Annotated in this window: 8 protein-coding genes; 6 read left to right on the forward strand and 2 right to left on the reverse strand. The window is 72.6% G+C overall.

Annotated elements, in window-relative coordinates; translation table 11 throughout:
* Positions 1 to 99: 99 nt before the first annotated feature.
* The 6 genes from ACH4OW_RS35045 (at position 100) to ACH4OW_RS35070 (ending at position 10,289) form a co-directional block, all read left to right on the forward strand.
* Entirely contained in the window at positions 100 to 2,973 is a 2,874-nt protein-coding gene (locus tag ACH4OW_RS35045; RefSeq protein ID WP_398032222.1) for an AfsR/SARP family transcriptional regulator, read from the forward strand.
* A 110-nt stretch (positions 2,974 to 3,083) separates the two neighbouring features.
* Positions 3,084 to 3,743 (forward strand): NADPH-dependent FMN reductase, encoded by a 660-nt coding sequence (locus tag ACH4OW_RS35050; protein ID WP_398032224.1) that lies wholly within the window; start codon positions 3,084 to 3,086, stop codon positions 3,741 to 3,743.
* A 516-nt stretch (positions 3,744 to 4,259) separates the two neighbouring features.
* Positions 4,260 to 7,076 carry an AAA family ATPase gene (locus ACH4OW_RS35055; RefSeq protein ID WP_398032226.1) on the forward strand — a complete coding sequence of 939 codons (2,817 nt, stop codon included), beginning with the start codon at positions 4,260 to 4,262 and terminating at the stop codon, positions 7,074 to 7,076.
* A gap of 129 nt (positions 7,077 to 7,205) precedes the next feature.
* Positions 7,206 to 8,273, forward strand: a complete 1,068-nt coding sequence (locus ACH4OW_RS35060; RefSeq protein WP_398032229.1) for a methyltransferase — start codon at positions 7,206 to 7,208, stop codon at positions 8,271 to 8,273.
* A gap of 150 nt (positions 8,274 to 8,423) precedes the next feature.
* Positions 8,424 to 9,146: a class I SAM-dependent methyltransferase gene (locus ACH4OW_RS35065; RefSeq protein ID WP_398032231.1), complete on the forward strand. Its 723-nt coding sequence runs from the start codon at positions 8,424 to 8,426 to the stop codon at positions 9,144 to 9,146.
* Between the two features lie 51 nt (positions 9,147 to 9,197).
* Positions 9,198 to 10,289: a methyltransferase gene (locus ACH4OW_RS35070; RefSeq protein WP_398032233.1), complete on the forward strand. Its 1,092-nt coding sequence runs from the start codon at positions 9,198 to 9,200 to the stop codon at positions 10,287 to 10,289.
* A gap of 90 nt (positions 10,290 to 10,379) precedes the next feature.
* Here the strand turns inward: ACH4OW_RS35070 and ACH4OW_RS35075 are convergent, their stop codons facing one another.
* A complete protein-coding gene (locus ACH4OW_RS35075) occupies positions 10,380 to 12,068 on the reverse strand; it encodes a bifunctional 3-(3-hydroxy-phenyl)propionate/3-hydroxycinnamic acid hydroxylase (RefSeq protein WP_398032235.1) in 1,689 nt (562 codons plus the stop codon).
* Positions 12,065 to 13,120 carry an FkbO/Hyg5 family chorismatase gene (locus ACH4OW_RS35080; RefSeq protein ID WP_360135633.1) on the reverse strand — a complete coding sequence of 352 codons (1,056 nt, stop codon included), beginning with the start codon at positions 13,118 to 13,120 and terminating at the stop codon, positions 12,065 to 12,067. Before ACH4OW_RS35080 ends, ACH4OW_RS35075 begins: the two co-directional genes overlap by 4 nt.
* Positions 13,121 to 13,273 lie beyond the last annotated feature (153 nt).

The following is a 13,273-nucleotide window of genomic DNA, read 5'->3' on the forward strand; positions in this document are numbered from 1 at the left end:
AGGCCGACGGTGATGCCGGATCGGTGACGAAAGAGTGACGCACGATCGACAGCGCCCTCGGCGGCATGCGCGCATGCCGCCGACCTAAAATAGGGAGCTGTGCGGTTGACGGTCCTGGGTCCGGTGCGTGTGTGGCGGGACGGCATCGAGTTGACGCTGGGTCCGCCCAAACAGCGGGCGTTGCTGGCGCTCTTACTGGTACGGGCGGGGCAGCCGGTGAGCCTGAGCGAAATGGTGGACGTGCTGTGGGGGCCTGCCCCGCCGAAGAGCGCGGCGAATGTGGTGCATCGCCATGTCGGCTCGATACGCCGCTTGCTCGGGGAAGGTGGCCCGGCCGGAGTTGCGGGCGGCATCCTGGTGCGCGGTGCCGGCGGGTACCGGGTGGATGTCGATGCGGGAGCACTGGATCTGCTGCGGTTCCGACAGCTGGCGGGCCAGGCCCGGCGGGCTGCCGCGGCCGGTTCGCCGGGCAGGTCCGTGGAGCTGTTTCTCCAGGCGCTGGAACTGTGGCAGGGTCCGGTTGCCGCCGGTGTCCCGGAGGGCATCCGGGCGCACCCCGCCTTCCTCGGGGTGGACCAGGAGTATCCGGCGGCCGTGAAAGAAGCCGCCGAGGCCACCTGGGAGTGCGGTGATCCGGAGCAGGCCGTGCCCGTGCTGCGGCAGGCGGCGGACCGGTATCCCCTGGACGAGGCGTTGCAGGCCCGGCTGATGCGCGCGCTCGCCGCCACCGGCCGCCAGGCGGAGGCTCTGGAGGCGCATCGGGCTTTACGGTCCCGGTTGAAGGAGGAGCTGGGTATCGATCCCGGGCGGGAAGTGCGTGCCGTCCATGAGCAGATGCTGCGGCAAGGCTCACCCGCCTCCCCCATCCTCCCCGTCTCCCCCGCCACTCCACCCCCGGTGCCCCGGACGCCGGGCCTCCGCTCCGGCGTACGTCCCGCTCAACTACCTTCCGACCTACCGTTTTTCACGGGCCGGCGGGCCGAGCTGACCCGTACCCGCGAGCTGCTCGCAGTGCCGGCAGGCGAACCAGGCATGCACGAGTCCCCGCCCGCTCTGGTGATCAGCGCAATCGGCGGAATGGCCGGGATCGGCAAAACCACCTTGGCTGTCCACTGGGCCCATCAGGTCGCCCACCACTTCCCCGACGGACAGCTGTACGCCAACCTACGGGGCTTCGACCCCGCCGGGTCGGTGACGAGCCCCGGGGAGGCGCTGCGCGCCTTCCTGCACGCTCTCGGCGTCCCTCCGACAGGCATCCCTGCCGGTGTTGATGCGCAAGCGGCGTTGTACCGCAGCCTGTTGTCGGGCAGGCGGATGCTGGTCCTGCTCGACAACGTACGCGATTCCGCGCACGCCCGCCCCCTGCTGCCCGGTACCCCCGGCTGCCTGGTGATCGTCACCAGTCGCAGCCGGCTGGACGGCCTCATCGTCGCCGACGGCGCCCGGCCGCTCCCCCTCGGCCTGATGAGCAAGGCCGATGCTCGCGAAGCCCTCGTCCGCCGGCTCGGAGCCGACCGCATGGCCGCCGAGCCGTCGGCCGTCGACACCATCATCGAACTGTGCGGCCGCCTGCCACTGGCTCTGGCGGTCGTGGCCGCCCGCGCCGCCACCCGCCCCGGCTTCCCGCTCGCCGCCATCGCCACGGAACTCCGGGACAGTGCGGGGAGCCTCGACGCCTTCGCCGGCAGCGACCCCGGCGCCGATGTACGTACCGTCTTCTCCTGGTCCTACCAGGCCCTCGATCCCCCGGCGGCCCGCCTGTTCCGGCTCCTGGCACTGCACCCCGGCCCCGACCTCTCACTGCCCGCAGCGGCGAGCCTGGCCGGCCTCCCGGCCGTGGAGACGCGTCCGCTGCTCGCCGCGCTCACACGCCTCCACCTCCTGACCGAGGAGGCCCCCGGCCGCTTCACCTTCCACGACCTTCTGCGCACCTACGCCACCGAGCGCGCCCGGGCCGACGACCCCGACGACATCCGCCGTGCGGCACGCCACCGGGTGCTCGACCACTACTTGCGCACCACCCGGGCCGCGGTTCAACTGCTCCTCCCCCACCGCACCGAACACGTACCGCCACCTCCGTCTCCGCCACACACTGCTCCCGAACACCTCACCACCCAAGAACACGCTGCTTCCTGGCTCACCACCCGGCTTCCCGTGCTCCTCTGCGCCGTCGAACAGGCCGCGGCCACCGGCTTCCCCGCTTACGCCTGGCAACTGGCGCTCGCCTTGGATCTCTTACTCGACCGGCGAGGGCTCCGCCAGGAGCAACTCACCATCCAGCGCACCGCTCTGGACGCGGCAGAGCGCCTACCCGACCGGCTCGGGCAGGCCCATGCCCACCGGGCCCTCGGATTCGCCCATCACCGGCTTCACCAGGACGACGACGCCCAGGCCCACCTCCTTCGCGCCTTGGAGATCTTCACCGCCCTGGGCCGCCGGGACGGGCAGGCCCGCACCCACCGCAGCCTCGCCTTCATGGCCAACAGCCAAGCCCGCCACCACCAGGCCCTCGACCACTACGGCCAGGCACTGGGCCTGTACGAGTCGACCGGCAACGACAGCGGGCGGGCCAACGTGCTCAACGAGACCGGCTGGACCCACATCCTCCTCGGCCAGTTCGGAGAAGCCCTGATCCAGTGCCGCCAGGCACTCGCCGTCCACCAGCGGGCCGGCGACCCCAACGGCGAGGCCGCGGCCTGGGACAGCCTCGGCTACGCCCACCACCACCTCGCCCAGTACGAGGACGCCCTCGCCTGCTACCACAACGCCCTGGCGATCTACCAGGACATCAAGGACCGCTACCTCGAAGCCGACACCCTCGACCACATCGGCGACACCCACCACGCCCTGGGCGACCGGCGAGCGGCCGACGCCAGGTGGCGGCAGGCCCTGGACATCCTCGCCGCCATGGGCCACCCCGACGCCGTACCCCTCCTCGACAAGATCCACGGCACCACGACCGGCCCGCGATGACCCCGTGAGTACTCCGGCCCGCTTCGACGCGCGGTGCGAGGTCTGGCCTGCCGGAGCGCGCTGGGAAACACTGGCTGCTGGAACAGCCGTCCGGCGGAAGGGGCCGCGCCATGGATACAGACGCTGATCCCACTGCCATCCGGGTTCTGGTGTTCGGCGCGGCGCTGCGCGCCGGCTCCACCAACGCGCGGTTGGCCTCCTTGGCGGCGGACGTGATCGCCGTCGGCGGTGCCCAGGTCGACCTGGCCAGGATGCGGGAGTTCGACATGCCGCTGTACGACGGTGACCTGGAGGAGGCCGAAGGACTGCCGGCGGGGGCGCTGGCCCTGGCCGAGCGGATCGGGCGGTGCGACGCCTTCGTCATCTCCTCCCCCGAATACAACGCCTCGGTCCCCGGGCCGTTGAAGAACGCCATCGACTGGGTGTCCCGCGTACGCCCGCAGCCGTTCAAGACCAAACACGCACTGCTCCTGTCGTCCTCGCCCTCGCTGGTCGGCGGCAACCGCGGCCTGTGGGCACTGCGCGTCCCGCTGGAGCACCTGGGCACACGGGTCTACCCCGACATGTTCAGCCTGTCCCGCGCACACGAGAGCTTCACCGAGGACGGCCGGCTCGCCCAGCCCGGTGCTCAGGAGCGGCTGACCGAGACCATCACCGGGTTCATGCGACTGGTCTGCGCCGACGTACGCTTCGTCTGCCTGCGGCGCCGGTGGTACGAGTTCCCCGGCGACCGCACCGACGCACCGGTGACCCAACGCGCCGAGGACTGACTCCGCAGTCGGCGACCGGCTCGACTGCCCCCGATCGACCGGATCGCCGCCGGCCCGGTGCGCCGTGTGCCACGCCCCACCGGGGGCTACCAGTTCATCGTCGGCCCCGTCAGTACGAGGGCAAGCGGTGAACCGTTCGTACGTGAGCCACGTACTCCACGGCGCGGCGCCCGACGACGCAGGACACGGGGAGACGGCATGCCACTGAGAAGAGCGTGGTCGGCACACGCGCCATGGAGCCTCGGGCGTGCCTTCGTTCGTCCAGCACTCCGGCGGGCCACCTCGCTCGCACCGGCGGAGATCCATCGCTTCACCATCCGCAACGACTGTGACGCCTTGGCTCGATAAGTCACACAACGTGGTAGTGGAAGAAACCGGAGATTTCTTCGGTTGTCCGGGCGGGTGACCGGGGAAGGCCCGGCACCTCAGGGGGCGCAGCCGCATGGGTGCGGCACTCCCTTCGGTCCGACAGCCGTGACACGCCGACCGCTTGCGCGGCGGGGGAGGATGGGGAACGTGCTGACCGGAGAAGCTGTGTGTGTACGGGGGAACGCGGAGGGTACGGCCCGGGAACTGGTGGAGCGGGATTCCGCGCTCACCGCATTGCGGAACCTGTTCGGCACGCTGTCCCCGCGGCACGGCCACGCCGTGCTCGTGAGCGGGCCCACCGCGACCGGCCGGTCCGCCTTGCTGCGGGCCTTCGCCGAAGAGGCCGCAGCGGCCGGTGCGCTGGTACTCGCCGCGGCGGGTTCCCCCGCCGAGTGCCGCCTGCCGTACGGGCTGGTGCACCAGTTGCTGCCGGGGCTGCGGCTCATGGGCGGCACCGCCGGGCCGCGGCCGCGGGGGGCCGACGGCGCCGCTGTCGACGCCGCCCGCGAGGTGCACCGTACGGTGGCGCGGCTCGCCCGGACCGAACCGGTGGTCCTGGTGATCGACGACGTGCACCACGGGGACCGGGCCTCGCTCGACTGCCTGCGGTATGCCGTGCGCAGGCTGGAACGGGCGCCGGTCATGCTGGTGGTCGCCGAGCCGGAGCAGTCCGTACCGGGCGTGCCGTCCGTACACTCCGTCCTGCTCCCGCACCGGCGCTTCACCCGGCTGCGCACGGCCCCGTTGTCCGAGGACGGCGTACGGGCCCTGGCCGCCCGCCGGGTCGGCGCTGCCGAGGCGCAGCGGCTGGCCCCGCGATTATCGGCGGTGACCGGCGGCAGTCCGCTGCTGGTCCACGCGCTGCTCGACGATGTCGTGTGCCACCCGGACTTCGGGGGTGCGGGCGGCACGGTCGCGGAGGCCGTCTCGGGTGGCGAGGCCGGTACCCGCTTCGGTGACGCGGTGCTGACCTGCGTGGACCGGTGTGGTCCGGGCGCCGCGGAGGTCGCGCGGGTTCTGGCACTGTTCGACGAGCCGGCCGCGGCGGAGCTGGTCGGCGAGGTCACCCGTATGACCGCGGAGTCCGTCGGGCAAGCCGTCGCCGCCCTGCGCGCGAGCGGCCTGGTGGAGGGGCTGCGCTTCCGTCATCCGGCCGCCCGCTCCGCCGTCCTGGCCTCGCTCCCCTACGACCGGCACCGCGACCTGCGTCTGCGCATCGCGGAACTGTTGCATCATCAGGGCGCCCGGCCGGCCGAGGTGGCACAGCACCTGCTGCGCTGCGGGCAGCCGTCCGGCGCGGCGTGGGCAGCCCCGGTGCTGGAAGCCGCCGCCGAGGCGGCCATGGCCGACGACGACATCGAGCTGGCGGTCAGGTGCCTGTGCCGTGCGCAGTCGCTGCCGGACGGCGACGGCGCCCGGCAGACGCTGGTGCGCATCAAGAAGGTGCAGGTGGAGTGGTGCCGGGATCCGGAGCAGTCGCAGCGCCAGCTCCGCGATCTGGTCGACCGGGTCGACCGGGCGGATCGCGCCGCTGTTTCCGACGAGGCGCTGCTCATGCTGGTCAAACAACTGGTGTGGCACGGTTCGCCGGACACGGCGGAGCGGCTGATCAGCCGGTTGCGGAGCGGTCCGGAGGACGGGGCGCGTACTCCGGCCGAGGCCGCGGAGCACCGGTTCACGCACCTGTGGGCCGCCTCCGTCTATCCGGCGCTGCTGCGTACGGTGCAGCAGCCGCCGGCGGGCGGCGGGCGGGACGGCGCGCCGCTGCTCGGCCGGATGGACCGGCCGTTGCGGGCGATGGGGGCCCTGCACGACGTACTGAAACCGGGGCGCCATGACGCGGCCGTGGCCGCCGCGGACCAGCTGCTGGAGACGGTGTATCCCGCCCGGCGCAACCAGGAGGTCTTCCGGGTCGCAGTCCTGGCGCTGGAGGCCCTGCTCTACGCGGACCGGGCGGAGCGCGCGGGCCGGTGGAGCGAACGGTTGCTGGACTCCAGCGGTGACAGTCAGGGACGTACGTGGCTGGCGCTGCTGAGCTGGGCGGCGGCCGAGGCGGCACTGCGCCAGGGCGATCTGCCGGCCGCCGCCGAACGGGCCCAGGAGGCGCTGAAGCTGATCCCGCAGGCCGGCTGGGGTGTGGCCGTGGGCCTGCCGCTGAGCTGCCTGGTGACGGCGTACACCGGCATGGGCGACTTCCCCGCCGCTGCGGAGCACCTCGCCCGGCCGGTGCCGGACGCGATGTTCCGGTCCCGGTACGGCCTGCACTACCTGTACGCGCGGGGTGGGCACGCCCTGGCCACCGGCCGCCCGGACGCGGCGCTGACGGACTTCCGGTTCTGCGGCGATCTGATGCGCGAGTGGGGCATCGACGCGCCGGGCCTGTTCCCGTGGCGGCTCGGTGCCGCGCGGGCCTGGCTCGACAAGGGCCGTCCCGAGCGCGCTCGGCGGCTGGTCAACGACCAGATGACGCGGCTGGGCACGGACGGTTCGCGGGCCAGGGGTGCGGCGTTGCGGCTGCTCGCCGCGACCAGTCCCGTACGGCAGCGCAGGACGATGCTCCAGGAGGCGGCGGAGGTCCTCCAGGCGTGCGGCGACCGGCTGGAGGCCGCGTACGCGCTGGCCGATCTGAGCCGCGCGGAATCCGAACTGCGCGAGCACCGCCGGGCGTGGGTGCTGGCGCGCAAGGCGCTGCAGTCGGCCAGGGCGTGCGGGGCCGGGCCGCTGGCCGAGGCGCTGCTGCCCGGCGTACGGCCGAAGGACGCGGTGCCGGTGGCCGACCACCCGGGCGTCGGGGCGCTGACCCCCGGCGAGCGGCGGGTGGCGTCCCTGGCCGCCGACGGCTACACCAACCGGGAGATCGCGCAGCGGCTCTACATCACCGGCAGCACGGTCGAGCAGCACCTGACGAAGGTGTACCGCAAGCTGTCGATCCGCACGCGGGACGAGTTGCCCACCGAGTTCTGACGTCCGGGCCGTGCTGCCGGGCGTAGGGGGCGGCAGGGCCAACTCAGGGGGTGCGCACGCCGGTAGGGGGTACGGGCGCCACACCCCGGCCAGTAGCTTCGGGTCGAGGTCACGTCGAGGGGAGCGGCAGTGGTGGACGCGGGCGAACGAACCGGTGGACCGGCGGTCGGCGGCGCGGGCGCCTCGCCCGCTGAGGTCCTGATGGGCATGGTGTGGGGGTGCACGGTCTCCGCCGCGGTGACCGCGGCCGCCACCCTCGGTATCGCCGACTGCCTGGCGGCCGGCGCCCTGGACAGTACGGACGTGGCGGAGCAGGCCGGCACGCACCCGGACGCCACGCGGCGGCTGCTGCGGGCCCTGGGCGCGCTGGGGCTGGTGGCCGAGGAGAGCGCGGACCGTTTCGCGCTGACCGAGGTCGGCGAGCTGCTGCGCTCGGATGTGCCGGGGTCCTTCCGGTCGGCGGCGAAGGTGTTCGGTGACGAGACCCTGTGGCAGGGGGCACGGGGCATGGTGCACAGCGTGCGCACCGGGCAGACCGCGTTCGGGCACTTCATGGGCGCGGACCTCTTCGACCATCTGCGCGGGGACGGCGCCGCCCACGCGGAGTTCAACGACGCGATGGGGCAGGCCAGCCGGACCGTCGTGCCCGCGCTCGTCGGACACGTCGACTTCGCGCCGTACCGCACGGTGGTGGACGTCGGTGGCGGCGACGGCACGCTGCTGGCCGGTGTCCTGCGGGCCTATCCGGGCCTGCGGGGCGTGGTGTTCGACACGGCGGACGGTGTGGCCGCGGCCGGGGCGACGCTGCGCGCGGCCGGGGTCGCGGACCGGGCCACGGTGCGGACCGGCGACTTTTTCGCCGGTGTCCCGGAAGGCGGCGACCTGTATGTATTGAAGAACATCCTGCACGACTGGGACGCGCCACGGTGCGTGCGCATCCTGGCCCGCTGCCGGGAGGCCATCGCCGCGCGCGGGCGCCTGTTGATCGTGGCGCAGGTCCTGCCCGACACGGCGGCCGGGGGGCAGGGCGTGCCCTCCCATCTCAACGACCTGACGATGCTGGTGAACCTGGGCGGGCGGGAGCGGACGGGCGCGGAGTACCGGGCGCTCCTGGCCGAGGGCGGATTCGAGGTGATCGCGGTCGACGCGATTCCCGGGTCCGGCGGCTTCTCCGCGGTGCACGCCGTTCCCCGCTGATCCGGACACGCCGTTCCCTGTTGACCCAGACACGCCGTTCCCCATTGATCCGGACACGCCGTTCCCTGTTGATCCAGACATCCGGCCCGCCGGCCCCGGCCGCCCGCCGTTGCGCCCGCATGGCCCGTTCCGTCCGTCGAAGGGAAATCCATGACCACCCAGGCATCCGAGCCCGCCGCGGCGCCGAGAGCGCCCGTGTCCGCTTCCGGCGCCACGCCGTCCGAGGTCGCCGACGGCGCGGCCATGTACACGCGGAAGGCGCTCAGGAAGTACGACACGATCCTGCACCTCAATACCCGGTGGGTGTGGCGCTGCCACCACGACGAGATCCTGCGCCGGTACGAGGCCGCGCTCGGCGCGGCGCACCTGGAGATCGGCGTGGGTTCCGGCGAGTGCCCGGACCGCGCGCGGTTCCCGGTCGAACGGCCGGACCTCACGCTCCTGGACCTCAACCCGTACACCCTGGAGTTCGCCTCGGAGCGGCTGGCCAGGTACGCGCCGCGCACCGTGCGGGCCGACGCGCTCGAACCGCTGGACCGGGCCGGGGTGCCGGCCGGTGCGTTCGACTCGGTGGCGGTCAATCTCGTACTGCACTGTGTGCCCGGCGACCTGACCGCCAAGCGGGCCGTGCTGGAGAACGCGGCGGCCGCCGCACGGCCCGGCGGGACGGTCGTGGGCTCGACCGTGCTGGGGGCCGGAGTGCCGCGCACTCCGTACGCGCGGCGGCGGATGCGCCGGCTCAACGAGCGCGGGATCTTCCACAACTCCGCCGACAGCCTCGGCGACCTGGCGAAGGTGCTCGGCCGGACCTTCGCCGACTTCGACCTGGAAGTGCGCGGTTGTATGGCGCTGTTCACCGCCACGACCGCATGAGCGGGCCCGGCCGCCCGGCCGGCCCGGGGATTCGCCACAGGAGGGCGCGCGATGGGATCGGTGCAGGATTTCACCCCATACGGTGACGGCAAGGAACCAGCGGGCGCGGGTACGGGCCCGGCCGTCCCCGACGAGGCCGCGTTGGAGCGGCTGATCAGGCTGGGCATGGGCTTCTGGGCGTCGAAGGCGCTCTTCTCCGCGGTCGAGCTCGGGCTGTTCACCGAGCTGGCGGCGCACGGCCCGGCTCCCCGGGACCGGCTCGTCGCCCGGTTGGGGCTGCACGGGCGGGGCAGCGCGGACTTCCTCGACGCGCTGGTGGCCCTGGGGCTGCTGGAGCGGGAGAACGGCGTCTACCGCAACACCCCGGTGAGCGCCCGGCACTTGGACCGGGCGCGGCCGGAGAGCTATATGGGCCACTTCTTCGAGTTCGCGAACGACGAGTGGTATCCGGCCTGGCAGTCGCTCACCGAGGCGCTGCGTACCGGGATACCGCAGAACAACGCGAAGGACCCGGAGAAGGACCCGTTCGGCGCGCTGTACGCCGACCCGGACCGGCTGGCCCGCTTCCAGCGCATGCAGTCGGGCATCTCGCTCGGTGCGAGCCTGGCGCTGGCCGAGCGGTTCGACTGGTCCGGCCGGACGAGCGTCGCCGACATCGGGTGTTCCGAAGGAGCCTTCCTGATCCGGGTACTGCAACGCCACCCGCATCTGACCGGTGTGGGGTTCGACCTGCCGCGGGTCGGTCCGCACTTCGCCGAGGAGGTCGGCAGGGCCGGGCTGGCGGATCGTCTCGCCTTCCGGGAGGGGGACTTCTTCACCGACCCGCTTCCGGAGGCGGACGTGCTCTCTTTCGGTCACATCCTGCACGACTGGGACCTGGACACCCGGCGGATGCTGCTGCGCAAGGCGTACGAAGCACTGCCGCCCGGCGGGACGGTGATCGTACGCGAGGCCCTGATCGACGACGACCGGCGCAGCAACGCGCTGCCGTTGCTGGTGAGCCTCCACATGCTGATGGAGACGCCGGGCGGCTCCGACTACACCGGGGCGGACGGCCGGGCCTGGCTGGCCGAGGCGGGGTTCCGCGACACCCGCGTCGAGCAGCTGGCGGGCTCGGTCTCGATGGTGGTCGGCACGAAGTAGCGGTCCTGCGACAGCGGTACGGAAACGGTCCGGCGCCGCGGTACGGAGAGGTTCCCGTACCGCGGCGCCGGACCGCTGTCGAGGTGCGGCTCAGCCGGAGAGCCGGTCGCGCAGGTCGCGCACCAGGTCGCTCAGCCCCGGGGCGTCGGCGGCGGCCCCGTAGACGTAGAAGTCGGGGCGGACCAGGACGCCGACGTGCCCCGTCGCGGCGAGGAACGGCAGGTAGACGCCGTCGGTGTCGACCACGGCGTGCGGGCCGATGAGCTCCGGTGACGTGCCGCGCGGCAGCATCCGGACGACGCGGCCGCCGATGAGCTTCAGGAAGGCGCTGTCCTGCGATCCGAGGGCGGTGTACGGGTCGACGGAGGTCAGCAGGACGAAGCCGCGGCCGACGAGGTCGTCGAAACGGTCCACCGCGTTCCCGCACGCGACCCGGCCCTGCGGCATGAGCGCGCCCGCAGGTGCGGTCACGGTGCCGTCCGGGCCGGCCCGCACCAGGCCCGTGTCGATGGGGTTGAAGAACATCCGGGGCATCAGCTCGTCGGGGTCGGCGTCCTTGGCGAGCATCGCCGCGTCACGTTCGGCGGCCTTGGCCGGGTCGGTCTGGGCGATGACGTCGCCCATGGCGACGGACAGCTTGATCATGTGCTGGACGTGCGGTAGCCGTTCGCTCTGGTAGGTGTCGAGCAATCGCTCCGGCGCCCGGCCGCCGAGGACCAGGTCCAGTTTCCAGGCGAGGTTCGCGGCGTCCCGGATGCCCGAGCACATGCCCTGCCCGGCGAACGGCGGCATCAGATGGGCCGCGTCCCCGGCGAGCAGCAGGCGCCCGGCCCGCCAGGTGTCCGCCCAGCGCGCGCGGAAGGTGTAGATCATGTGCCGTACGAGGTCGGCGTTGGCCGGGTCGATGTCGAACGGGGCCAGCAGGCGCCAGGCGGTCTCCGCCTCGGCGAGGCGCTGCGCGTCCTCGCCCGGCATCCGCATGAATTCCCAACGCCGGTGCCCGTGGCCGCCGGCGACCGCGGTCGTGGGCCGGGCGGGATCGCAGATCTGGAGGTTCTTCGGGCGGAACGTGCGCGGCTGCTTCGGTACGACGTCGCACAGCAGCCAGTCGCCCGCGTACCCCAGGTCGGTCGTGCCGCCACCGAGGTGGTCGCGTACGAAGCTGTTGGCGCCGTCGCAGCCGATGACCCAGCGGGTGGTGACCGGCGCCCCGCCCAGCACGGGTCCGGGAACGGTGACTTGTACGTGGTCACCGTGGTCCGTCAGGCCGGTGACCGGGTCGCCGCGTACGACGCGCAGCGTGTCGAGCCGGGCGGCGCGCTCGGCGAGGATGGCCTCCAGGGTGGGCTGGTGAATCATCGTGGAGCGAGGCCAGCCCGACTCGGCGGGTACGTTCGGCGCGTCGTAGTGCAGGAGCACCTCGCCGTCGGCGTTGCGGAACTCGTACTCCTCGGCGGAGTCGCCGATCACGGGCAGCGCGTCACCGATCCCGGCGGCGGCGAAGACGCGCGAGGTCTCCCCGTCGAAGTGGACGACGCGGGGGAACGGGTACGGCTCGCGGTAGCGGTCCACGGCCAGCACCCGCCAGCCGCACTGGGCGAGCAGGATGGCGGCGGTCATGCCGACCGGGCCGCAGCCGACGACCACGGCATCGGTGTCCGTCTGCGGACGGCCGGCCGGGGGCGGGGCACTGTCGTCGGGTACGCCGGGGAACAGGGACGGGCGCATGGTCACCTCCGGAGGAGCGGTGCGGCGGGGCGGGCGGGGCGTGGCGGTCACCGGGCGATGCCTTCGATCTCGACCAGCAGGTCCGAACGGCAGATGTCGACGTTGAGGAAGACGGTCGCCGCCTCCGGCGAGAACGCCTCGCCGCACATCCGGCGCACGGTGCCGAGGTCTTCGGCCCGGCGTACGTAGACCTTGACCCGGTGCAGGTCGGTCAGCCGGTAGCCGTGGTCCAGCCCGTGCGCGGCGGCGTTGGCGTCGCCGATGACGCCGGCGATGTTGTCGAGCGTGGTGCGGACCTGCTCCTCGATCCGCCCGCGGTGTACGGACGCGTGGCCGAGGATGCTCGCCGTCCCGGAGACGTACAGGCGGCCGGACGCGCGGTCGCGCTCCCCCGCCGCCGCGGAACCGGGGCCGGCTCCGGCGTGCCGTACGTACGTCGCGCGGGCGAAGCTGGGCGGCTTGGGGCCGTAACGCGGCGGATAGCGGTACGCGGCGAGCTGCCGCGGGTTTTCCAGCGGTGTGCAGGACGCGGTCCGCGCGGTGAGCGCGTAAAAGGAAATTCCCTCGCCGAGCGCGCCGATTCCGGTCGCGGCGGACAGCCGGCGCAGCGGTATACGGGATTTCTCGAAGGCCATGGCGCGACCCAGGCAGAAGTCCTGGTAGATCTCCAGCCGTTCGGCGTTGTCTTCGTTGATGTGTCCGATGAAATTCCACATGCGGAACACCGAGTGATATCCCAGCCGGTCGATCACCCCGAGCAGGGCCGCGTACGCCTCCTCCGTTTTGCGCGCGTAACACAGAGACGGTGGTATGCGGCCCGCGCAGAACAGGTGCTCGCCGTCGTGCGCATAGTGGATTCCGTGGTGCTCGCCGGTCGCGACGGGGCGGTTGACCGTCCAGACCTCGGCGAACCCGTCCGCCGGCGCGGCGGCCATCGGCACGGCGAGTTCCACTCCGCGGCGGGAGAGCGACGGCCCTGACGGCCGCGGCCCGTAGTCGATGACACCCAGCGTATGCGCGTCGGGAAATGGCGCGGCGTGCGCCTCGCCGCGTTCACGGAATTCCACATCGAGAGTGCCGGACGAGAGAACAACGTCAGTCATGTACGTCCTCGCAGTGATCGCACGAGCCGGAAGGAGAATGCGCATCGCGATGTCAGTCCGCACGCTACCCCGGCTTTCCGCGGTGAATTGGAGCGCACCGGCACCGGCGGAACGTTAGGGGTGGCATAGGGGTACGGCAGGGGGCCGCCGGAT

Origin of the sequence: Streptomyces sp. NPDC017056 (genome assembly GCF_044332485.1) — a bacterium.
Taxonomy (GTDB): domain Bacteria; phylum Actinomycetota; class Actinomycetes; order Streptomycetales; family Streptomycetaceae; genus Streptomyces.

Bases quoted from the DNA above. Each gene is read 5' to 3' on its own strand.
- ACH4OW_RS35050 (WP_398032224.1), top strand. From the start codon at position 3,084: ATGGATACAGACGCTGATCCCACTGCCATCCGGGTTCTGGTGTTCGGC.
- ACH4OW_RS35065 (WP_398032231.1), top strand. From the start codon at position 8,424: ATGACCACCCAGGCATCCGAGCCCGCCGCGGCGCCGAGAGCGCCCGTG.
- ACH4OW_RS35080 (WP_360135633.1), bottom strand. From the start codon at position 13,120: ATGACTGACGTTGTTCTCTCGTCCGGCACTCTCGATGTGGAATTCCGT.
- ACH4OW_RS35070 (WP_398032233.1), top strand. From the start codon at position 9,198: ATGGGATCGGTGCAGGATTTCACCCCATACGGTGACGGCAAGGAACCA.